The following is a 22,313-nucleotide window of genomic DNA, read 5'->3' as shown; positions in this document are numbered from 1 at the left end:
GGGAACAGCGCGGTACGCGAGGTGTGGTCCGTTAGTGTGGGCGTGGTGGGGTGGGGGGGGGGGGGGGGCGGGGCGCGGGGGGGGGGGGGGGGTGGGGGGGTGCTGGGGGGGGGGGGGGGGGGGGGGGCGGGGGGGGGGGGGGGGGGCGGCGCCCCCCCCCCCCCCCCGCCGGGTCAGTAGACGGGACCGGTGAACTTCTCGCCCGGGCCCTGGCCCGGCTCGTCCGGCACGGCCGAGGCCTCGCGGAACGCGCGCTGCACCGACTGCAGGCCGTCCTTGAGCGGGGCGGCGTGCGGGCCGAGGTACTCCGAGGTGGCCGTGACCAGGCCGGCGAGGCCGGTGATCAGGCGGCGGGCCTCGTCGAGGTCGCGGCGCGGGGAGTTGTCGGGGTCCGGGTCGGCGAGGCCCAGGCGCTCCGCGGAGGCGGACAGCAGCATCACCGCGGCCCGGCTGATCACCTCGATGCTGGGGACATCGCCCAGGTCACGGATGCTGTCTTCAAGCGGATCGGTCACGGTGCCATTCAAGCAAGCCGACGTCACAGGCCCGCGATTCGGGGGTTGACAAGTGCGTCTGCTAGTATTTCCGCTGCGACCAGCTCTCGTTAGTGCGAGAGCGGCAAGTGGAGCCCCGCTCCCACCCGCGTTCACCGCTTCTTGAGGTGGCCGGGTCCGGTCCATCAGATCGCAGGCACACGGGTGCCGGCAGGTCGGGTGTGAGATCGGTTGGAAGCGGGCCCTGTCGTCATCGACGACGGGGCTCTTGTCTTTGGCGCAACCGAGTCTCAAAGGACGTGAATGACAAGTCCCTCGAACCGCGGTGCACCCGTCAGCACCGAGCCGCGCATCAACGACCGCATTCGGGTGCCGGAAGTTCGTCTGGTCGGGCCGAATGGTGAGCAGGTCGGGATCGTTCGCATCGAGGACGCGCTCCGACTCGCGCAGGAAGCGGATCTCGACCTCGTCGAGGTCGCCGCTCAGGCTCGCCCGCCGGTCTGCAAGCTCATGGACTACGGCAAGTTCAAGTACGAGACGGCGCAGAAGGCTCGCGAGTCTCGTCGGAACCAGCAGCTGACGGTCATCAAGGAGCAGAAGCTCCGCCCGAAGATCGACCCGCACGACTACCAGACGAAGAAGGGCCACGTGGCCCGCTTCCTCTCGCACGGGAACAAGGTCAAGGTGACCATCATGTTCCGCGGTCGCGAGCAGTCGCGCCCCGAGCTCGGGTACAGGCTTCTGCAGAAGCTCGCGGAGGACGTGGCGGAGCTGGGCTTCGTCGAGTCGAACCCGAAGCAGGACGGCCGCAACATGATCATGGTGTTGGCGCCGCACAAGAACATCAAGCCCCGCGTGGTCAAGCAGGACGACGACGCGCCCGAGGCGGAGCCCGCCTCGGAAGAGGCGTAGGACGCACGCCCGCCCCCGGACCCGGTGGGTAGCACGAGACGAGGACGGAAATGCCGAAGAACAAGACGCACAGCGGGACCTCGAAGCGCTTCAAGGTCACCGGCAGCGGCAAGATCCTCCGGGAGAAGGCCGGCAAGCGCCACATCCTGGAGAAGAAGTCCAGCAAGGTGACGCGTCGCATGAGCGGCACCGCGGTCGTGTCGGAGAACGACGCTCCGCGCATCAAGAAGCTGCTCGGTCTCTGACCCGCTTCGACACCCCCCAGCTAACTCGGGAAACCGGCCCCCGACGCCGGTTTCCCCATGAGATCGACAGGATGGACCCGTGGCACGCGTCAAGCGGGCTGTAAACGCCCAGAAGAAGCGTCGTACCACCCTTGAGCTGGCGAGCGGTTACCGCGGCCAGCGCTCGAGGCTGTACCGCAAGGCCAAGGAGCAGGTGCTCCACTCGCTCAACTACGCGTACCGCGACCGCCGTGCGCGCAAGGGCGACTTCCGCAAGCTGTGGATCCAGCGCATCAACGCTGCGTCCCGTGCGAACGGCATGACCTACAACCGCCTCATCCAGGGCCTGCGCCTGGGCGGTGTCGAGGTCGACCGCAAGATCCTCGCGGACCTCGCCGTCCACGACGCCACCGCCTTCACGGCGCTCGTCGAGATCGCCCGCAAGGCGCTCCCGGCCGACGTGAACGCTCCGGCCGGGGACCAGGCCTGAGCCAGCACGCTCGCGAGCACAACCGACCCGAGGCAGCTCCGTTCACCGAACGGACGCCTCGGGTCGTTGCTGCTCGCCACCTGACCCGTCGCCAGGGCCGTGACAAGGCCGGACGTTTCCTCGTCGAGGGCGCCCAGGCCGTGCGTGAAGCGCTCGCCTGGAACAAGGGCGAGGTGCACGAGCTCTTCGTCACGGCGACGGCCGCGCAACGCAACGCCGAACTGCTCCAGACCGCCTCGAACCAGGGCGTCCGGATCAGCGAGGTCGACGACAAGGCTGCCGCCTCCCTGTCGGAAACCGTGACGCCGCAAGGCATCGTCGCGGTCTGCGACGTCGTCCCGCAGCCTCTCGACGCCGCACTGCAGGGCACCCCGCGCCTCGTCGCCGTGCTCTACGGAGTCTCCGACCCGGGCAACGCGGGCACCGTCACGCGCGTGGCCGACGCGGCCGGAGCGGACGCGGTGATCTTCGCGGGCGACACGGTCGACCCGCACAACGGCAAGTGCGTGCGCGCCTCCACCGGCTCGCTGTTCCACCTGCCGATCGCCCGTTCCCGCGACGCGGACGAGGTCTTCGCCGCGTGCCGCGCGGCCGGCCTGAGGCTCGTGGCCGCCGACGGCTACGCGAAGCAGGACCTGGTCGAGGCGTCGGTGAACGGCGACCTGGCCCAGCCCACCGCGTGGGTGTTCGGCAGCGAGGCCCACGGCCTGCCCGACGACGTCGTCGCGAAGCTGGACACGTCGCTGAAGGTGCCGCTGTACGGCGCCGCCGAGAGCCTGAACCTCGCGACGGCCGCCGCGGTGTGCCTCTACGCCTCCGCGCGGGACCAGAGGAATTGAGCTGACGGGTGCCGGGCGCGCGGCTATCGTGCGCCCGTGCGCGAACCCGAGATCGAGATCCTGTGCTCCCAGCTCGCCTCCTACTACGTCTTTCCCGACACCGCGGCCGAGATCGCCAAGGTCCTGAGGGCGCGTCTCGACGAGGGCGCTTACTCCGATGTGGACGATGACGAGCAGTTCGCGGCGAAGGTGACCGAGGACCTGCAGTCGATCAACGGCGACAAACACCTGCGGCTGCTCCACAGCGCCGAAGAGGTGCCCGAGACCGGCCAGGAGTCGGCCTGGGACCCGGTGGCCTACAAGTTGGAAGCCGAGCAGGACGCCTTCGGCATCCACAAGGTGGAGCGGCTGGAGGGCAACGTCGGCCTGCTCGACCTCCGCCTGCTGCACGACGCCGAGATCGCCACGCCGGCCTACGTCGCCGCGATGAACCTCGTCGCGCACACCGACGCGTTGATCATCGACCTGCGCAACAACCGCGGCGGCGACCCGCACACGGTCCAGTTGATCTGCAGCTACCTGTTCGACGAACCGGTGCACCTCAACGACATCTACAACCGTCCCGAGGACGTCACCCAGCAGTTCTGGACGCTCGCGCACGTGCCGGGCCCGAAGTTCGGCGGCACGAAGCCCGTCTACGTCCTCACCAGCGCCCGCACGTTCTCCGGCGCCGAGGAACTGAGCTACAACCTCCAGCAGACCGAGCGCGCGACGCTCATCGGCGAGACCACCAAGGGCGGGGCGCACCCCGGCGACCGCTACCGCGTCGGCCCGCACCTCAAGTCGTCCATCCCCAACGGCCGCGCGATCAACCCGGTCTCCGGCACCAACTGGGAGGGCGTCGGCGTCGTCCCGCACATCCAGGTCCCCGAGGAAGACGCCTTCGAGGTCGCCTACGAGAAGGCGACCACTGCCACATGAGCACAAGCCACTGCTTTCGAGGTCGGCTCGACGAAAAGCGTGTCGAGCCGACCTCGAAAGCCGAGTAACTCAGTCCAACCGAGCGGTCAGCTCGCGCACCAGCGGATCGGTGCCGGACGGCTTGTTCTGGCGCCGCAACGCCTCCGACAGCATCGAGAGCACGTTCGAGACCTGGTTGTCGTCGGGCAGCAGCGATGCCGCCCGGCGCGCCTCGGCCTCCGCGCCCGCGGGGTCGTCGGCCACCAGCAGCACGTGGGCCGCCTTCAGCACGACGAACACCTGCCAGCCCTGGTCGCCCAGCGACACCACCAACGCCTCGGCGTCGCGGTACTGCTTCATCGCCTGCGCGAACTCGCCGACCTGGCCGTGCACCCACGCGCGGATCGCGGCGATCTCGGCCTGCCGCCGGGTGACCTCGGTCGGCTCGTCCAGCAAGGGCAGCAACGCCTCGGCGTCGTTCACCGCCGCACGGGTCTCGGTGATCTCGTCGTCGGGAAGGCTCGACGCCAGCTCGACCAGCGAGCCGATCGCCTCCGACAGGTTGCCCTCCTGCTGCCACAGCGCGGCACCGGCGCGCCAGGACGCGATCGCCTCGTCGTGCTTGTCGAGCCGGCCCTGCACCGAGGCGAGCGCGTCGAGCAGGAACGCCCGGCGCCCCGCCTCCTCGGGCGGCAGCAGCTCGGACGCCTCCCGCAGGTGGCGCTCGGCCGCCGGGAGCTCGCCCAGCTTGCGGCACACCTGCCCGAGCCGGAACACGACCTGCAGCCGCAGGTCCTCCTGGCCGTCCTGCAGCAGCCGCAACGACTCCTCCAGGACCTCGGCGGCCTCGACGAACCGGTCGGTCTGCACGTAGCCGCCGCTGAGCGCGAAGCAGAAGTGCGCGGTGTGGCCGGGGGAGAGGTGCACGCGCGAGATCGCGACGGCCTCCCGCAGGTCGGCCAGGCAGGCACCCTCCTGGTCCAGCTCCTGGATCGCCGCGACCTGGTACCAGCGCGCCTCCGCGGACTCCGGCAGGGGGAACGCCGACACGAACGCGCGCGCCGTCGCCACCGCCTCGGGAACCTTGCGCAGCACCGTCTCCAGCCGCAACCGCAACCGGAGGCCCTCGAACCGGGCGTTCAACGGCAGCTCGCCCGCGAGGACCGTCAGGACGTCGGCGTACGCGCCTTCGAGGTCCTGCTGCCGCGCCTTGTGCTCCGCCGTCTCGACGGCGACCCGGCCGCGCAGCTCCGGAACGTCCAAAGAGGACGCCAGCGCGATCATCTCGGTGCCGCGCTCGGGCTCGTTCGCGTCGTCGTACAGCTCGGCCAGCGTCAGCGCCGCGACCGTGCGCGTGTAGTCCGTCGCCGCCTCGGCCAGGCACCGTTCGGCGAGCTCCCGGCCGGCGGGCAGGCCCATGGCGAGCCGCGCCTGGTAGCGCAGCGCGAGATCGGTGGGCAGCGCCGCGAGCAGGCCGTCGAACACCTCCGGGTCGAACGGCACCAGCCCGGTCGTCATCCGCCGGATGCCCGCGTGCGCGGCGAGATCGGGCGGCAGCAGCGAGTCCATGTCGGCGGGCAGCGAGTCGAGCATCCGCCGCGCCTTCACGAAGTCGCCCTCGTCGTACAGCGTCACCATCGACTCGGCGATCTCCACCGGGTCGCCGAACAGGACCGACTCCTCGGGCACCGCGACGACCGGCGCGGCCGGCACCGCCAGCTCGACCAGCGGGTAGTCCTTCTGCTCCAACGACTTCGTGACGCGCTCGACCCACGCGGGCGTGCCGTTGCGATCGTCGAACTGCCGCGCGAGCTGCAGGGCCCGCTTCGACAGCCGGTCGAGCAGCTCGGCGGCCGTGCGCGTGCCGACCGCGGGGACCTCGAACTCCGTGTCGGCCGGAAGTCGCTGCAGCAGCACGGAAGCGCACTCCGCGAACGACATCTCGTCGGCCGGCAGCTGCACGCCCGTCACCTTGTGCAGCGTCCGGCGCAGGATGTCGGCGCCACGCGAGAGGTTGCCCGTCAGCGCGCAGAACCGGATGTGCTCGTGCACGTACGAGGTGATCTCGTCGTCCTTGATCAACCGGTACGCCGTGGTGTGCGCGTGCGCGGCCTTCTCCAGCTCGCCGGTCTCCAGCAACGGCCACAGCAGCGCGGACAGGATGCCCTGCGGCTGCGTCGCGCAGCCGGTGTTGCCCGACAGGCCCTCCCAGCCGTGCGCGGCGGCCTCCTGGTGACGGCCGAGCCGCGCGAGCATCCAGACCTGCTCCTCGATCACGCAGGCCTCGCAGTCCGCCATCGGCCCGCGTTCGGTGGCGAGATACTTGCCGAGCTGCTCGGCCAGACCCGTCATGTCACCGACGTGGTAGGCGTACTCGGCACGGGCGCCGTGCACCGGCTGCACCGAGAAACCGAGCCGGCCGTAGCGGTCCGCGAGCTGGCCGATCACGGCCTGCAGCTGCTCCAGCGAGAACTTCGGGTCGCGGCGCAGCCCCGTCGCGATCCACTTGTGCGCCCAGTTCAGCGAGTGGACCTCGTACTCGTTGAACGCCTCCGGGTCCTTCTCCTCCGCGGCCCGCACCCACGCGAACGGCGCGAGCATCAGGTCGTAGCGCGACAGGTAGTAGGCCGAGTCGATCAGCGCCGTCCGGCACGAGACGCCGAGCGGCAGGTGCCCGAGCGCGTCGGACATGCGCGCGGCCCGTTCCAGCGCCTCGTGCTTCGGCATGCCCGTGGGCATGTTGTACGCCTCGAGGAACGCCCGTTCCGCGTCCTCGGTGGTGAAGTCGGCCATGTTCACTTGCCCCCAACGGCGCGGTCCAGCAGTTCCAGGAACGAACGGTTCAGCGCCGCCGTGTCCTTCGGTCGCATCGCCCGCCGAGCCTGCAGAACGGCGTGCACGTAAAGAGATTCGAGCGTCAGTTCGACGAGCGCCGGGTCGTTCAGCCGCGCCAGCCGCTGCACGAGCGGGTTGCGGCAGTTGAGGACCAGCTGCTCGGCACGGGACGAGTCGGACCCGGTGGTCAGCTGCCCGAGCAGCTCCGCCCACAACGGGTCCGTCACCTCCTCGGCTGTCTGCTCGGTGTCGAGCTTGCGCTGCTGCTCGGCGTTCGTGATCAGCAGAGCGGGCAACGAGACCGGGTCGAAGTCGCGGATCACCGCGTCGCAGTCGTGCCGGTCCAGCACCGCCGCGCCCTCCGACAACCGCAACCGCAGCGCCGTCTCGACGTCCGGCTCCGGATCGGCCAGCGCCGCCAGCAGCTCCGACGGCGCGACCCGGCGCGCGACGGACGGGCCGTCCAGCGCGCTGAGCCGGTTCAGCAGCTCCATGTCGTAGGCGTAGCCCGCGTTCACGAGCCCGAGACCCTGCGCGGCCGCGACCGGCGCGAGCTGGTGGAACTCGTCGACGTCCGGGATGTAGAGGATCGCGCCGTGCTTGCGCTTGAACTGCCGCAACGGGATCGCGCCCTCGGTCGTCTCGAACGGCAGCCAGCGCTCGACCAGGCGCAGCATCTCGTCGTCCGAGCGGGCCAGCGACTTGATGCCCAGGTGGTGCGCGGCCAGCAGCTCGCCGGCCCGGCGCGGTTCGATCGCGTCCAGCCTGATCAGCCAGTCGCGGATCTGCTCGCCCAGCTCCTCGCGCACCGCCAGCAGCATCTCGTCCTGGTAGAGCGACTCGCGCGACGCCGTCGGCCTGATCGCGGACGCGTCGACCACGCACCGCACGAAGTAGGCCCAGTCCGGCAGCAGACCCTCGACGTTGTCGCCGACCAGCATCCGCTTCAGGTACACCCGGTGCGTCTGGCGCGTGCCCGGATGGACCCCGGACGGCAGCACGAACGCGACACCGGTCAGTCCCGCGGCCTCGACCTCGATCGGGATCGCCTCGAACGGCGTGAACCCGAAGACCTGCTCGCAGTACGCGGAGAGGTCCACGTCCTCACCGTCGTCGAGGCCGTCCCACGGGCGCACGCCACGGGTGACCTGGGCGCCGTCCAGCGTCACGACGACCGGCAGCAGATCGCCGTAGTCGCTCACCAGCGGCCGCACGACGTCGGCCTCCAGCCAGTGCTCGTTGCCGCGCGAGGCACTCATCCGCACCGTCGTACCGACCGGCACACCGTCCGCGGCGTCCACTTCGGACACCGTGTAGTTGCCCGACGAGTCCGCCTCCCAGCGCGTGGCCGGGCCACCGCGGGCGGACCGCGTGATCACCGTCACGGACGAGGCGACGAGGAAGCACGACAGCATGCCGACGCCGAACTGGCCGAGGAACCCCTCGCGGGCGAACCCCATGTCGTCCCGCTTCGACGTGCGGCCGAGCGTGGACAGCAGCTCGTGGACCTCGTCCTCGGTGAGCCCCACGCCGGTGTCGGTGATCGTCAGCGCCGGACCGCAGGTGATCGTCACGTCGGCCGGGCAGGACGGGTCGAGCTCCCGCCGCGCCGTGATCGCGTCGACGGCGTTCTGCAGCAGTTCACGTACGTAGACGCGAGGGCTGCTGTAGAGGTGGTGGCTGAGCAGGTCGATGATGCCGCGCAGGTCGACGCGGAAGGTGTGCCCCATGATGCCGCCCATCCTAGAGACGACACGGGAGCCGGTGCCGCCCTTTAACGGAACGCTCCGAAGCGGTCACCAGCGCACCGACTAGGATCGGCCTGTTCATTACTGATGTCCGTGACGGGAGCTGTCCTACAACCATGTCCGGAGCCAACGACCCGTACGACCCGAAGCAGGTCGCGGCGCTGTCGGCCGAGAACCTCGACGCGGCCGTGCAGAAGGCGCGCGAGGCGTTCGCCGGAGCCGCCGACCTCGAGGCGCTCGCCGCGGTCAAGCCCGGCCACCTCGGTGACCGGTCTCCCGTCCTGCTGGCCCGCCGCGAGATCGGTGCCCTGCCCCCCAAGGCCAAGGCCGAGGCCGGCAAGCGGGTGAACGAGGCGCAGTCCGCGATCAAGACCGCGTTCGACGAGCGCTTCGCCGTGCTCCAGGTCGAACGCGACGAGCGGGTGCTGCGCGAGGAGTCCGTCGACGTCACGCTGCCCTGGGACCGCTTCCCGCGCGGCGCGCGCCACCCGATCACCACGCTCGCCGAGCGCATCGGTGACGTCTTCGTGGCCATGGGCTACGAGATCGCCGAAGGCCCCGAGCTCGAGACCGAGTGGTTCAACTTCGACGCCCTGAACTTCGGCAAGGACCACCCGGCCCGCTCGATGCAGGACACGTTCTACATCGCGCCGGGTGACTCGCAGCTCGTGCTGCGCACCCACACCTCGCCGGTGCAGGCCCGCACGCTGCTGGAGCGCGAGCTGCCGGTGTACGTCGTGTGCCCCGGCCGCACGTTCCGCACCGACGAGCTCGACGCGACGCACACCCCGGTGTTCCACCAGGTCGAGGGCCTCGCGATCGACAAGGGCCTGACCATGGGCCACCTCAAGGGCACGCTCGACGCGTTCGCGCGCTCGATGTTCGGCGAGGACTCGAAGACCCGCCTGCGCCCGAGCTTCTTCCCCTTCACCGAGCCGTCGGCCGAGGTCGACGTGTGGTTCCCGGAGAAGAAGGGCGGCGCGGGCTGGGTCGAGTGGGGCGGCTGCGGCATGGTCAACCCCAACGTGCTGCGCGCCACCGGCGTCGACCCGGACGTCTACTCGGGCTTCGCGTTCGGCATGGGCCTGGAACGCACCCTGCAGTTCCGCAACGGCCTTCCCGACATGCGCGACATGGTCGAGGGCGACGTCCGCTTCACCCAGCCTTTCGGAACGGAGGCCTGATCCGGATGCGCGTCCCGGTCAGCTGGCTGGTCGAACACCTCGGTTTCGACGAAGTCCCCACGCCCGACGAGCTCGCCGAGGCGTTCACCCGCATCGGCATCGAGGTCGAGGAGGTGAGCCCGCTCGGTCCCGTGACCGGCCCGATCGTCGCCGGTCGCGTCGTCGAGATCGAGGAGCTCACCGAGTTCAAGAAGCCCATCCGCTACTGCAAGGTCGAGGTCGGCCCCGAGCAGGTCAACCAGATCATCTGCGGTGCCACGAACTTCGTCGAGGGCGACTCGGTCGTCGTCGCGCTGCCCGGCGCCGTGCTGCCGGGTGGGTTCGCGATCTCCGAGCGCAAGACGTACGGCCGCGTGTCGCAGGGCATGATCTGCGCCTCCGACGAGCTCGGCATCGGCGACGACCACTCGGGCATCCTCGTGCTGCCCACCGGCACCGCGCAGCCCGGCGACGACGCCATGGAGCTGCTCGGCCTGAACGACAGCGTCATCGAGCTCGCGCCGACCCCGGACCGCGGCTACGCGTTCTCGGTCCGCGGCCTCGCCCGGGAGATCGCCTGCGCGCTCGACGTGCCGTTCGGCGACCCCGGTGTCGTCGAGATCCCCGAGCCCGAGGGCGAGGCGTGGCCGGTCCACATCGAGGACCGTCCCGGCTGCTCGCGGTTCGTCGCCCGCCGGGTCACCGGTGTCGACCCGACCGCGCCCACGCCGTGGTGGATGCGCCGCCGCCTGATGCTCGCGGGCATGCGCTCGATCTCGCTGCCGGTCGACGTCACGAACTACGTGATGCTCGAACTGGGCCAGCCGCTGCACGCGTTCGACGCCTCGTCGCTGTCGGGGGCTCTGACCGTGCGCCGTGCGCTGGCGGGCGAAAAGCTCACGACGCTGGACGACCAGGTCCGCGCCCTTGACGTCGACGACATCGTGATCGCTGACGACTCCGGCGTGATCTCGCTGGCCGGTGTCATGGGCGGCGCGTCGACCGAGGTCGGCGACAGCTCCTCGGACATCCTGCTCGAGGCCGCGAACTGGGACCCGGCGTCCATCGCGCGCACGGTCCGCCGCCACAAGCTGCCGTCCGAGGCCGCGAAGCGCTTCGAGCGCACCGTCGACCCGGCGCTGGCACCCGTGGCCCTGGAACGCGCCGCGAAGCTGCTCAACCACTACGCCGAGGGCCAGATCAAGCCCGGCCGCACCGACGTGGGCGCGCCGGCGCTGCCCGAGCCGGTGTCGATGCCGATCGACCTGCCCGACCGCGTCGCCGGTGTCCGCTACGCGCGGGGCGTCACGGCGCGGCGTCTCGGCCAGATCGGCTGCCAGGTCTCGGTGACGACGTCGGAGGAGGGCCAGACGATCGTCACGGCCGTGCCGCCGACGTGGCGCGCCGACCTCGTGCAGCCCGCCGACCTGGTGGAGGAGGTGCTGCGCCTGGAGGGCTACGACACGATTCCGTCGGTGCTGCCGCCCGCTCCCGCCGGTCGCGGCCTGACCGAGCAGCAGCGCCGCCGCCGCACGGTGTGGCGCACGCTCGCCGAGAACGGGTTCGTCGAGGTCAAGCCGTTCCCGTTCATCGACCCGTCGGTGTTCGACGCGTTCGGTCTCGCCGCGGACGACGTCCGCCGCAACACCGTCGGCGTGCTGAACCCGCTGGAGGCGGACAAGAACGTCCTCGCGACGACCCTGCTGCCGGGTCTGCTGGAGACGCTCCAGCGCAACCTGGCCCGTGGCGCGAAGGACGTGTCGCTCTACAACGTCGCCCAGGTGACGCTGCCGCGCGCACAACAGGTCCCCGTGCCCGCGCTGGGCGTCGACCGCCGCCCGACCGAGGCCGAGGTGGCCTCGCTGCTGGCCTCGCTGCCGCACCAGCCGCTGCACGTGGCCGGTGTGCTCACGGGCCACCGCGAGCTGGCCGGCTGGTGGGGCAAGGGCCGCATCGCCGACTGGGCGGACGCCGTCGAGGCCGCCCGCCGCGTCGGTGCCGCGTACGGCGTGACGTTGCGCGTCGTGGCGTCGGACCTGCTGCCGTGGCACCCCGGCCGCTGTGCCGAGCTGCGCGTCGGCGACTGGCCCGTCGGTCACGCCGGTGAGCTGCACCCGAAGGTCGTCGAGAAGCTGGGCCTGCCCAAGCGGACCGTGGCGTTCGAGCTCGACCTGGACGCGCTGCCGCTCGAAGACCACCGCCCGGCCCCGATGGTGTCGCCGTACCCGCCGGTGCTGCTGGACGTCGCGCTGGTCGTCGACGCCTCCGTGCCGGTGCAGTCGGTTTCCGAGGTCCTCCGCGCGTCCGCGGGCGAGCTGCTCGAGGACATCCGCCTGTTCGACGTCTACACGGGGGAGCAGGTGGGCGAGGGCAAGAAGTCGCTCGCGTACTCCTTGCGCTTCCGCGCGCCGGACCGCACGCTGACGGTGGAGGAGGCGACCACGGCCCGCGATGCCGCTGTCGCCGCCGCCGGTGAGCGCCTGGGCGCGGCTCTCCGCGCCTGATCTGTGACACTGCGTGAGGCCCGAGATTCCTCGAGAATCTCGGGCCTTTTCGCGTAAGGACAGTCCTGACCTGTAGTCCGCGTACGCGTGTAGCGATCCATGTGCGATGACAACAGTGCCGCCAGGGTCCCTTTTCTTGTGTCTTGTGCACGCTGTGTAGTGGTTGAGCGTTCTCCAAACTTGGTGCCGTACCCACCGGGCACCACTCCAGGAGAACCCCATGCGCAAGCGCACCGCAGTCATCGCAGCAGTCGCAGTCCTCGCCGTCGGCGGCGGTGTCGCCTACGCCGCGTGGTCGAGCACCGGCTCCGGTTCCGGCTCGGTCACCTCGACCAAGGAGATCAACTCCAACATCACTCCGGTCAGCGGTGAGGGTCTCTACCCCGGCAAGACCGTCTCGTTCGTGGTCGAGATCGACAACCCCAACGCCTACGCCGTCCAGGTCACCTCGATCAGCGCCGGCACGTCGCAGGAGACCGCGGGCGGGTGCGCCGCCGGGACCGTCACGAGCACGGCGTCCGCCGCGAACCCCGGCGCGCCGATCGGTCCGAACCAGAAGGCCACCTACACGCTGCAGGCGACCATGAGCGCCAACGCCGCCGACAACTGCAAGCTGCAGACCTTCACGCTGCCGCTGACCGCGACGCTCGCCTCGGCTGCCTGAGTCATGCGCCGCGCCCTGATCGTGCTCGCGGTACTGGTGGCCCTCTCCCCGGTCTCCAGCGCGGCGGACAGCCCTGGCAAGGCGTTCACGATCGCGGACGTCGGCACAGCGACGGGGTTGGTCCCCGGTGGGACGGTGACCCGCAAGGTGCGGGTCACCAACCCCAACAACCAGGACATCAAGGTCACCCGGCTCGAAGCCTCGGCCGGGCGCCCTTCCCCAAACTGCCCGGCGAACGCCGTGACCGTCGCTCCGCTGGCGGCACCGATCGTCATCGCCAAGAACACGTCCGCCGACGTGCCGCTGACCGTCCGGATGTCCGCGTCCGCCCCGGACGCCTGCAAGAACCTCACCTTCCCCCTCACCTACTCGGGAACGGCGATCAAGCCATGATCAGCTTCAAGGAACTCGTCCGCCGCCGGTACGTGCGCCGAAGCGTCATCGTCCTCGCGGCAGCGACGGCCGCACTCGGCTCGGGCGTCGCCTACGCGGCGTGGACGAGCTCCGGCACCGGCAACGCCACGGCCACCGCGGCCACGGCCCAGGCTCCGGTGGTGACCGGCGGCGCGGTCACCACCGGCTTGCTCTACCCCGGTTCGACGGGCAACGCCGCCGTCACGGTCAGGAACCCGAACGCCTACCCGGTGAAGGTCACCTCGGTCGCCCTCGTGCCGGGCAGCGCGCTGGAGTGCACGCTCGGGTTCACCACTAGCGCCCCCATGACGCAGATCGCCGCCGGTGCCACCGTCACCGTGGAGATGGCCGGCGCCGTGACGATGGGCAACGCCGACAACAGCTGCCAGGGGAGGACCTTCTCCCTCCCCGTCACGGTCACGATCGCGAGCGCGTGATGCGCACCGTGATCGCCGGAGCGGCGGTGCTGTGCCTCCTCGCGGCGCAGCCCGCCTCGGCGGCCTGGACCACCGGCGGTCAGGGATCCGCCGGTGCCAGGGCCGCGACGGTCACCGCGCCGAGCGGCATCGTGTGCACGAAGTCGTCCGGCGCGGTGACCTGGCAGGCTGTGCCGGGAGTCCCCGCCTATGATCTCGTGTGGAGCGACAAGTCGAACGGTGAAGGCAACTTCAGCGGTCCCCTCCGCGTCTCCTCGACGTCCCACACGATCACCGGCGGCACCGTGCTGCGGGTGAAGGTGAGATCAGTGGCGGGAAACTGGACGAGCGTGCAGAGTCCAGAACAGTTTTGTTCCTGATAATTCGCTCGATCGGCTGAATCCCGTTCATCGGGATTTGGGATCAAACCAGCAGGTGGTAGCCCTGCGTAGCTGTCAAGGTGCCAAAGGTCCCTCATTACAAGGGGAAATCGGCGCCCGTCGGACGCTTGCGCAGTACGTGAAGCTTCTCCAAGATTGGCGGCGCGGCTCGTTAGGGCCGAGGGGCGAAGCGATGAACCACCGGGCGAGTTGGTCGCCGGTCCGGTGGGGAGCTAGAGGCGAACCCACCGCCTGGAGCAACAACTCTGGAGAGTTGCGCCATGCGTAGTCTGGGTCCGCGCCTTGAGATCGCCGTGTCCTTGACGATCCTCATGGTCGGCGCGGCGGTCGTGGCGGCCATGCATCTGACGTGGCCGGATCCGCAGTCGCCTGCCATGGCCTACTCCGTCAGCAGCGGCGAGTCGGGCATGCAGCAGCTCAAGCCGTTCGAGATCAACGACATCTCCGGCGCTCCCGTGGAGCTCACGCCGGGTGCCGTGGGCGAGCGCAAGGTGCGGCTGTCCAACCCCAACCCCGTCGGCATCATCGTCGAGAGCCTCTCCGCGGTGCCCGGTCAGCCGCTCGACGCGACCCAGCAGCGCGTCGAGGGGTGCCCGTCCGGGGTGCTGACGGTCGTGCCGCTCACCGACATCGTGGACATCCCCGCCGGCGGCGCGGTCGAGGTCACCATGAAGGTCGAGGTCGCCCAGGACGTGCCGGCGGCGTGCGCCGAGCTCGTCTTCCCGCTCACCTACTCGGGTCGCGCGAAACACGGCTAGTCAGCCGTTCGCGCGCGGCCGGCCATTCCGCGGGGACCATCGAGTAGACGACCGTGTCCCGTTGCGTGCCGTCGGGCCGCGTGATGTGAGCACGCAGCACTCCGTCCTTCGACGCTCCCAGCTTCTCGATCGCCCTTTGTGAGCGCACGTTCGCCGCGTCGGTGTACCAGCCCACCCGCAACGCGCCGCGCACGTCGAAGGCCTCGGTCAGCAACAGCAGCTTGGCCTCCGGGTTGATCGCGGTGCCGTGCCATTCGCTGCCGACGATCGTGTAGCCGATCACGAGCCGCCGATGCCGCGGTGACACCTCGTAGAACGACGTCGTGCCCACCACGCGTCCGGTGGAGACCTCGATTTGTGCGAACGCCTCGCGTGAAGTCACCGCCTCGGAAATCCACGCGCGCATCTCGTCGACATCGGCGGGCCGCGTGCTCAGCAACCACGTCCAGATGTCCGGGTCGCGGGTGACGTCGAACAGTTCCTCGGCGTGGTCGAGAGACAGCGGTTCGAGCTTTACGTGTTTCCCCCTCATGTGTACTGACACTAAAGGTGTTTCAACGCTTCGCGCCGTGACAACGGTGACAGCCCTGGCCGCGCCTCGACGAACGAACGCACCCAGCCCGGTTCGGTCTTCGCGAACTCGCGCAACGCCCAGCCGATCCCCTTGCGCAGGAAGAAGTCGGGATCGTCCGCGTTGGCGTCGATGCACGCAGTCAGCAGGTCCGCGTCGGTCGCGCCCTTGAACCCGAGCTGGCAGATCACCGACGTCCGCCGCCGCCACCTGTCCTCGTCGACCGACCACCGGAGCATCAACGGCCGCACCACGTCCGGTGTGGACCGCAGCAGCGGGCCGACGCGCTTCGACGCGATCTCGTCGACGTAGTCCCACCAGGCACCGGTCACGATCATCTCGTCGAACCACGGCATCAGGTCGACGGACTGGAACCGGCGATCACCGCTCAGTGACAACGCGAGGTAGCGCTCTTCGCGGTACGTCGCCGTGCGCCACAACGTCTGGATCGCGTCGAGCCACTCGTCGCGGTCGTGCAACTGCGGCAGCGACTTCTGCACCGCCACGCGTCCCGGTTTCTGCACACCCAGGAACGGCATGTCGGACTTCATGTACGCCTGCATCTCCAGTGCCTTCACCGGATCCGCGAGCTCCTCGAGTCCCGCTCGAACCGCGTCGATCAAGGAAACCTTAAGGGTCACGCCCAAACGGTATAGGCATTAGGAGTAGCCCTGTTGAGATTTATGGCCCCTTCGGTACCGAAAGTGCTAACGAACCCGCAAAACATCACTTGACCGGGGGCTTCTGTGAACAGAAAGGGTGCTTGATCCGGATACAGTTCGCGTTCATGCGCGTGCTCATGGTCGTGGCGGCGCTCGTGCTCGGCAGCATGGGTGCTACCAAAGCGGACACGGTGGATTACCTGGATCTGCCGCTGGTGAACGGAAACGGCGAACAGCGGGGTGGAGTGCACCCCGACCTGCCGTCCGACCGTGCCACGATCGAGGCCGCGCTCGCCGGTTATCGGGCCAGGGGGCTCTCGCCCGTGCGGTTCAAGGCGTTGCTGTGGCAGTACTGGATCGTCCGCGCCGCCGAGGACGCGGGCGTGAACCTGACCGAGTGGGACCCGCAGCGCTCCGCCGAGTCGAACAGAGCCGTGATCTTCGCCGTCTACGACTTCTACGCGAAGCTCTACCTCACGCACCCCGACACGTTGCGGTGGATGGGTTTCGCGAACATCGGCGCGCCCGCGTTCGCCGCGGGCATGCTCGACCTCGGCACGATCCCGGAGCTGCGCTGGTTCTCGTCGATGCTGATGTCGATGCAGAAGCACATCTTCATGGACCTGGGCGCGATGCACGCCGCCTACCTGCACGGCGGGATCGAGGCCGTCCAGGAGCTGCGCGACGCGGGGATCATCGACCACGACACCACGGCGGCGTGGGCGGACCCGGCGCAGGCCGTCCTGGAGTTCTCCTCGCGCGAGCAGAACCTGGTGATCGCCGACCAGTTCAACCGGATGCGGTCCCGGTTACTGCCTCCCGGCGAGATCGTCACGTACGCGATCACGGTCGCCGGGCCCATGCCCGTGCCGGGCGGGAAGACGCCGGCGCAGTACCGGCCGTTGTTCGGCGGCCCGCTGCCCGCGTTCAACTACGCGGACCGGGTGGCGCGCTGGGACTTCCTGAGCAACGACACGGTCCCGGCCTACGAGCGGCTGAGCAAGGAGGCCGTGCACCGGATCGTGCAGCGGCCGTTCGCCGAGCGGGTCGCGGACTACCGCGCCGGCGGCCGCCTGCTCGACCTGCTGCCGTTCCGGAGCAGCGAGTCCCGGGCCGGAGTCCGCTGAGTTCATTTTCGTTCAGCCGTGGAATCGCAGTCCGCGACGTAGGCTGTCGACCATGACGTCGTACGACTACGACCTGATCGTCATCGGCTCTGGTCCTGGCGGCCAGAAGGCGGCGATCGCGGGTGCGAAACTGGGCAAGCGCGTGGCGATCATCGACAAGCAGGAGATGGTCGGCGGCGTCTGCGCGAACACGGGAACCATCCCGTCGAAGACGCTGCGCGAGGCGGTCATGTTCCTGACGGGCATGAGCCAGCGCGAGCTGTACGGCGCCAGCTACCGCGTCAAGCACGACATCACGATCAACGACCTGATGGCGCGCACACAGCACGTGATCGGCCGCGAGGTGCAGGTCGTGCGCGCGCAGTTGCACCGCAACGGCATCGAACTGCTCAACGGTTTCGGCCGGTTCGTCGACGAGCACACCGTGACGGTCGACGGGGCCCACCGCGGCGACCACACGACGATCACCGGCGAGTTCATCGTGATCGCGACGGGCACGACGCCGGCGCGTCCGTCCGTCGTGGACTTCGACGAGGAACGCATCCTCGACTCCGACGAGGTCTTCGCGCTCACCGAGATCCCGTCGTCGCTGGTCGTGGTCGGCGCCGGGGTGATCGGCATCGAGTACGCGTCGATGTTCGCCGCACTCGGCACCCGCGTCACGGTCGTGGAACAGCGCGAGCGGATGCTCGACTTCTGCGACCCGGAGATCGTCGAGTCGCTCAAGTTCCACCTGCGCGACCAGGCCGTCACGTTCCGCTTCGGCGAGAAGGTCGTGAACGTCGAGGTCTCGCAGGGCGGCACCATCACGACGCTCGCGTCCGGCAAGCGCATCCCGGCCTCCGCCGTCATGTACTCCGCGGGCCGGCAGGGCACCACCGAGAAGCTGGACCTCGCCGCCGCCGGGCTGGAAGCGGACAACCGCGGCCGGCTGAGCGTCGACGAGCACTACCGCACGCCCGTCGAGCACATCTACGCCGTCGGCGACGTGATCGGCTTCCCGGCGCTGGCCGCCACGTCGATGGACCAGGGCCGCCTGGCCGCGTACCACGCGTTCGGCGAACCGGTGCACGACCTGACGGCGTTGCAGCCCATCGGCATCTACACGATCCCGGAGATCTCGTACTGCGGCGCGACGGAGACCGAGCTGACGTCGTCCGCGGTGCCGTACGAGGTGGGCATCTCCCGTTACCGCGAGCTCGCGCGCGGCCAGATCATCGGCGACGCGTACGGCATGCTGAAGCTGCTGGTGTCCACTGTGGACCGCAAGATCCTCGGTGTGCACGTCTTCGGCACCGGCGCCACGGACCTCGTGCACATCGGGCAGGCCGTGATGGGCTGTGGTGGCACGGTCGACTACCTGGTCGACACGGTCTTCAACTACCCGACGCTGTCCGAGGCCTACAAGATCGCGGCACTCGACGCCACGAACAAGATCCGCGCGCTGGACCGCTTCACGACCCGGTGATCACGACCTGGTGAGGCCGGCGTCGTGGGCCACGATGGCGGCCTGCACGCGGTTGGTGACCTCCAGCTTGGGCAGGATCCGGCTGATGTGCGCCTTCACCGTGCCGGTCGCCATGAAGAGCTGCTCGCCGATCTCGGTGTTCGACAGCCCCTCGCCCACGAGCTTGAGCACGTTCCGCTCGGTCTCGGTGAGCGCGTCGATCTTGCGGCGCGCCGCCGAGCCGTCGTCCGGTGCGGCGAGGTGCTTCTCGATGAGGCGCTTGGTGATCTGCGGCGCCAGGATCGGCTCGCCCCGCGCGGCCTTGCGGACGGCGGTGATCAGCTCCTGCGGCGGGGTGTCCTTCAGCAGGAACCCGGTCGCGCCGACCTTCATCGCCTGCGCCACGTAGGAGTCCTCGCCGAACGTCGTGAGCATGACGACGTGGGCCCTGGTCGCGATCTGCTCAGCGGCCTTCAACCCGTCGCCACCAGGCATGCGGATGTCGAGCAACGCCACGTCGATCGTGTGCTTGAGGGTGAGCTCGACGGCCTGCCTGCCGTCGCTGGCCTCGGCGACCACCGTGATCTCGGGGTCGTTCTCCAGGATCAGCCGGATGCCCGCGCGCATGAGCGTTTCGTCGTCGGCGATGAGAACTCGGATCACGCCGGCCAGCCTACGGGCGCTCCTGCTCCTTCGAGTCCAGTTTGCCCTCGCGGAAGCAGAGCTTGTAGACGAGGTCGGGGTTGTGCGAGGTCTGGAACCGCGAACAACCGTCGATGCCGAGCTGCCCGACGCCGAACTGCTCGAAGACCTCGTCCTCGGCCGTGACGCCCACCTGCAGCGAGTCGAAGTACGGCGCGTTCATCTGCGTCGGGTTGAGCAACGTGAACAGCAGCAGCACGGCCAGGCCACCGGTGATCGGCAGCAATGCCAGCAGGCCGAGACAGCCGCCGCCGAGCACCCGCGGCACGGTCAGGATCTCGGCGGCGAGCGGCGGAGGCACCTCGCCGACCTCGGCCGCGGCCTGGTCGGCCTGGGCAGGAGGGTGCAGCGGCACGTCCGCCGCCACCCGGAACCCGCCCTCGACCGGCCGGCCCGCGCTGAACGACCCGCCGAGCAGCCCGACGCGTTCCTCCAGTCCGATCAGGCCGCGCCGGGCGCCCTTGCCCTCGACCGCGGACGTCGGCCCGTTCAGCACCTGGATGCGCGCCCGGCCGCCCTGGACCGCCACCTGCACCCGAGTACGTGCGGACGGAGCGTGCTTGCCGACGTTGGTCAGGGCCTCGCGCACCACCCGGTGCACGGCGCGGCGGGTGCGCGGGTCGGCACCGTGCAGGTCGTCGCCGGACCAGTCGAGCGTCGCGGCGAGCCCGGAACCCTCGACCAGCGCGGTGATGTCGGACCGGGTGCCGGTGTCCTCGTCGAGCGACTCGGGTTCGGGACTCGTCCGCAGCACGCCGAGGATCTCGCGCAGCTCCGCCATTGCGAGCGACGACGTGGTGCGGATCAGCTCGGCCTGCTCGTGCAGCTGCGGGGCCTTCTTCGCGGTGGTCAGCTCCAGCGCCCCGGCGTGGATGGAGATCAGGCTGAGCCGGTGCCCGAGCATGTCGTGCATCTCGCCGGCGATGTGCGCTCGTTCGTCGGACCGCGCCGACGCCGCGGTCAGGGCGCGGGCGCGTTCGAGGTACTCGTTGCGTTCCTGCAGCAACCGGACCATCGGCCTGCGGCGGCCGAGCAGCATGCCGGAGACGGCGGGGAACACCACGAAGAAGACCGATCCGAGGACACCGCCGAGCAGGTTCTGCCACAGCGGTATCGCTTCGTGGATCTGGAAGAGACCGAACGCGGTCTGCAGGAGCGTGGTCACGCCCAGCAGTGCCCACAACCGCCCGAGCCGGGGAATGCTCCGAGACGCGGCGAACACCACGAACATCGTGATGGCCATCGCCCAGAGGTTGTTGACCGCGAAGAGCGGTGCCGTCAGCAGCAGCACCCACTCCGGCTTGCGCGACGCGAACCACACGAGCGAGGCGATCCACAGCGCGCTGCCGATGATCAGCAGCGGGTGCGGCGTCGGGGCCAGCGGGGCGATCAGCGGTACGAGGCCCACGAGGAACGCGAGCGCGGGCCAGACGAACCTCATCGCGCGAGCTCCTTCTTCGTGGTCATCAGGCCGGAGTCCCGGTCGAAGCAGAACTCGAAGTCGCGGTCGTCCGAGTCGCGCACGTGGTAGCGGTAGCACCCGGCGTTGTCGGACGGCACGCCGAACCCGAACGTCTCGGTCACCTCCTCCTCGTGCGTGACCGATGGCTGGAACCCGTCGAACTCCTCCCGGCTCACCTCTTGGCGGCCGAAGACCGCGACGACGAGCAGCACGAACGCCGTGCCGAGCGCGGGAACGAGCGAGAGCGTGGCCAGACAGCCACTGCCGACCACGCGCGGCACGGTCAGGACCTCTGCGGTGATCGGCGGTGGTGCCTCCGTCACGGCACCCGCCGCACCGGTCTCCTCCTGCACGACCGGGTGCAACGGCAGGCTGGCCGTCACCCGGAACCCCTCGCCGGTCGGCACCTCGGCGAGGAACGACCCGCCGATCAGCTCGACGCGTTCCTCCAGGCCGATGAGCCCGCGACGGGTTCCGGCGCCTCGGGGAGCGGCGCTGGGACCGTTGACGACCTCGACCCGGACCCGGTCGGCGACGGCCACGGACACGCGCGTACGAGCGGTCGGCGCGTGCTTGTGCACGTTCGTGAGTGCTTCACGCACGACCCGGTGCACCGCCCTCCGAAGGCGTGCGTCGGCATCGGCCAGATCAGCGCCGGACCAGTCGAGGTACACGGAGAGGCCCGCAGCAGACGATGCCGCCACGAGCCGTTCGACGTCTGCGCGCGTGCCGGCGTCCTCGTCGTGTTCGGAGGAGGCACCGAGCACCCCGAGGATCTCGCGCAGCTCTTCCATCGCGACCGCGGACGTCTTGCGGATCAGCTCGACCTGTTCGCGCAGCTCAGGTGCTTGTTCGGCGGCCGACCGCTCCAGCGCGCCCGCGTGCGCGGTCAGCTGCCGGAGCCGATGGCTGAGCATGTCGTGCATCTCGCTGGCGATGTGTGCGCGCGTAGCCGACCGGGCTGTGCTCGCGGTCAACGCGCGCGCGTGTTCCAAGTAGTCGTTGCGCTCCATCAGCACCTGCGTCAACGGCTTGCGCCGCCCGATCAGCGCCCCGGACACGGCCGGGAAGACCAGCAGGAACAGGACCGAGAACGCGGTGCCGAGGACGAACTCGAGCAGGCTGTCCCCGGCCCGCCACGCGTGCAGGCCGCCGAACGCCGCCTGCAGCGCCGTGGTGATCCCCACCAGTGCCCACAGCGAGCCCTGCGACCGGATCGACCGGGCCGAGCGGAAGACCACGAGTGACGTCGGAGCGAGCGCGAGCAGGTTGCTGACCCCGTTCAGGGGAGCGGTGAGCACGATCGCCCACTTCGGCCAGCGTGCGCTGATCGGCACGAGCGCCGCCGCCCACAGGGCCGAGAGCACGATCAGCCACGGTTGCGCGGGCCTGCCCAGCGGTGCCGCCAGCGTCACCAGCGCGAGCAGGAGGACGCCCGCCGCCCAGAGCCCGTCGCGCACCTTCACGTCCACGCTGATCATCATGGTCGACGCCGTCCCGGCACCCCAGCGCCAGGTGGCCCGATCGGGTGGCCAGGTGGCCATGCTCCTGTTGAGTGGGTTTGCATGACCGTGCATAAT

22 protein-coding genes are annotated in these 22,313 nt (G+C 69.8%); 14 read left to right on the top strand and 8 right to left on the bottom strand.

The window, feature by feature from the left end:
• Positions 1-173 precede the first annotated feature (173 nt).
• Positions 174-515 carry a DUF1844 domain-containing protein gene (locus tag ACWF7A_RS36585; RefSeq protein WP_090012317.1) on the bottom strand — a complete coding sequence of 114 codons (342 nt, stop codon included), beginning with the start codon at positions 513-515 and terminating at the stop codon, positions 174-176.
• 282 nt (positions 516-797) lie between these two features.
• Between ACWF7A_RS36585 and infC the strand changes: the two genes are divergently transcribed.
• From infC to ACWF7A_RS36560, 5 genes are all read left to right on the top strand, one after another.
• Positions 798-1,406: a translation initiation factor IF-3 gene (gene infC / locus ACWF7A_RS36580; protein ID WP_452255076.1), complete on the top strand. Its 609-nt coding sequence runs from the start codon at positions 798-800 to the stop codon at positions 1,404-1,406.
• 50 nt (positions 1,407-1,456) lie between these two features.
• Entirely contained in the window at positions 1,457-1,651 is a 195-nt protein-coding gene (rpmI, locus tag ACWF7A_RS36575; protein WP_086663968.1) for a 50S ribosomal protein L35, read from the top strand.
• A 79-nt stretch (positions 1,652-1,730) separates the two neighbouring features.
• Positions 1,731-2,120, top strand: a complete 390-nt coding sequence (gene rplT, locus ACWF7A_RS36570) for a 50S ribosomal protein L20 (RefSeq protein WP_433212801.1) — start codon at positions 1,731-1,733, stop codon at positions 2,118-2,120.
• Complete coding sequence (locus ACWF7A_RS36565) at positions 2,117-2,959, top strand: TrmH family RNA methyltransferase (protein WP_452255183.1); 843 nt, start codon at positions 2,117-2,119, stop codon at positions 2,957-2,959. Before rplT ends, ACWF7A_RS36565 begins: the two co-directional genes overlap by 4 nt.
• A gap of 36 nt (positions 2,960-2,995) precedes the next feature.
• A complete protein-coding gene (locus ACWF7A_RS36560; RefSeq protein WP_452255075.1) occupies positions 2,996-3,880 on the top strand; it encodes a S41 family peptidase in 885 nt (294 codons plus the stop codon).
• Positions 3,881-3,949: 69 nt separating this feature from the next.
• On the opposite strand, the gene ACWF7A_RS36555 is transcribed toward ACWF7A_RS36560, so the two are convergent.
• Entirely contained in the window at positions 3,950-6,652 is a 2,703-nt protein-coding gene (locus ACWF7A_RS36555; RefSeq protein WP_452255074.1) for a hypothetical protein, read from the bottom strand.
• A gap of 2 nt (positions 6,653-6,654) precedes the next feature.
• Positions 6,655-8,424, bottom strand: a complete 1,770-nt coding sequence (locus ACWF7A_RS36550; protein WP_452255073.1) for an HSP90 family protein — start codon at positions 8,422-8,424, stop codon at positions 6,655-6,657.
• A 134-nt stretch (positions 8,425-8,558) separates the two neighbouring features.
• Here ACWF7A_RS36550 and pheS point away from each other — a divergent pair, with 134 nt between their 5' ends.
• The 7 genes from pheS to ACWF7A_RS36515 all read left to right on the top strand — a co-directional run bounded on the left by pheS (position 8,559) and on the right by ACWF7A_RS36515 (position 14,762).
• Complete coding sequence (gene pheS, locus ACWF7A_RS36545) at positions 8,559-9,626, top strand: phenylalanine--tRNA ligase subunit alpha (RefSeq protein WP_439660556.1); 1,068 nt, start codon at positions 8,559-8,561, stop codon at positions 9,624-9,626.
• Between the two features lie 5 nt (positions 9,627-9,631).
• Positions 9,632-12,109, top strand: a complete 2,478-nt coding sequence (gene pheT, locus ACWF7A_RS36540) for a phenylalanine--tRNA ligase subunit beta (RefSeq protein ID WP_452255072.1) — start codon at positions 9,632-9,634, stop codon at positions 12,107-12,109.
• A 220-nt stretch (positions 12,110-12,329) separates the two neighbouring features.
• Positions 12,330-12,773 (top strand): hypothetical protein, encoded by a 444-nt coding sequence (locus ACWF7A_RS36535; RefSeq protein ID WP_452255071.1) that lies wholly within the window; start codon positions 12,330-12,332, stop codon positions 12,771-12,773.
• Positions 12,774-12,776: 3 nt separating this feature from the next.
• Complete coding sequence (locus ACWF7A_RS36530) at positions 12,777-13,166, top strand: hypothetical protein (RefSeq protein ID WP_452255070.1); 390 nt, start codon at positions 12,777-12,779, stop codon at positions 13,164-13,166.
• A complete protein-coding gene (locus tag ACWF7A_RS36525) occupies positions 13,163-13,624 on the top strand; it encodes a hypothetical protein (protein WP_452255069.1) in 462 nt (153 codons plus the stop codon). The genes ACWF7A_RS36530 and ACWF7A_RS36525 overlap by 4 nt, the downstream gene beginning before the upstream one ends.
• The gene (locus tag ACWF7A_RS36520; protein ID WP_452255068.1) at positions 13,624-13,983 is read left to right on the top strand and encodes a hypothetical protein; all 360 of its coding nucleotides are present in this window, start codon (positions 13,624-13,626) and stop codon (positions 13,981-13,983) included. Before ACWF7A_RS36525 ends, ACWF7A_RS36520 begins: the two co-directional genes overlap by 1 nt.
• 281 nt (positions 13,984-14,264) lie before the next feature.
• Positions 14,265-14,762 (top strand): hypothetical protein, encoded by a 498-nt coding sequence (locus tag ACWF7A_RS36515; RefSeq protein WP_452255067.1) that lies wholly within the window; start codon positions 14,265-14,267, stop codon positions 14,760-14,762.
• Here ACWF7A_RS36515 and ACWF7A_RS36510 read toward each other — a convergent pair.
• Entirely contained in the window at positions 14,731-15,294 is a 564-nt protein-coding gene (locus ACWF7A_RS36510; protein ID WP_452255066.1) for a GNAT family N-acetyltransferase, read from the bottom strand. The genes ACWF7A_RS36515 and ACWF7A_RS36510 overlap by 32 nt on opposite strands.
• Positions 15,295-15,305: 11 nt before the next feature.
• A complete protein-coding gene (locus ACWF7A_RS36505) occupies positions 15,306-15,974 on the bottom strand; it encodes a DNA alkylation repair protein (protein WP_452255065.1) in 669 nt (222 codons plus the stop codon).
• A gap of 146 nt (positions 15,975-16,120) precedes the next feature.
• On the opposite strand from ACWF7A_RS36505, the gene ACWF7A_RS36500 reads away from it, so the two are divergent.
• The gene (locus tag ACWF7A_RS36500; protein ID WP_452255064.1) at positions 16,121-17,122 is read left to right on the top strand and encodes a hypothetical protein; all 1,002 of its coding nucleotides are present in this window, start codon (positions 16,121-16,123) and stop codon (positions 17,120-17,122) included.
• Between the two features lie 52 nt (positions 17,123-17,174).
• Positions 17,175-18,590 carry a Si-specific NAD(P)(+) transhydrogenase gene (gene sthA / locus ACWF7A_RS36495; protein ID WP_452255063.1) on the top strand — a complete coding sequence of 472 codons (1,416 nt, stop codon included), beginning with the start codon at positions 17,175-17,177 and terminating at the stop codon, positions 18,588-18,590.
• Here the strand turns inward: sthA and ACWF7A_RS36490 are convergent, their stop codons facing one another.
• Genes ACWF7A_RS36490 through ACWF7A_RS36480 form a run of 3 tightly spaced genes read right to left on the bottom strand, consistent with a single transcriptional unit; the run spans position 18,591 to position 22,277 of the window.
• On the bottom strand, positions 18,591-19,232 hold the full coding sequence (locus tag ACWF7A_RS36490) for a response regulator (protein WP_452255062.1): 642 nt from the start codon (positions 19,230-19,232) through the stop codon (positions 18,591-18,593). It abuts the gene before it with no gap.
• A 10-nt stretch (positions 19,233-19,242) separates the two neighbouring features.
• Positions 19,243-20,712, bottom strand: coding sequence for a histidine kinase (locus tag ACWF7A_RS36485; protein ID WP_452255061.1), 1,470 nt, complete (start codon positions 20,710-20,712; stop codon positions 19,243-19,245).
• Positions 20,709-22,277: a sensor histidine kinase gene (locus tag ACWF7A_RS36480; RefSeq protein ID WP_452255060.1), complete on the bottom strand. Its 1,569-nt coding sequence runs from the start codon at positions 22,275-22,277 to the stop codon at positions 20,709-20,711. Before ACWF7A_RS36480 ends, ACWF7A_RS36485 begins: the two co-directional genes overlap by 4 nt.
• Positions 22,278-22,313 lie beyond the last annotated feature (36 nt).

It is taken from the genome of Lentzea sp. NPDC055074 (assembly GCF_053608005.1).
The sequence above is the reverse complement of the archived record's forward strand: the minus strand, read 5'-3'. Positions and strand labels throughout refer to the sequence as shown.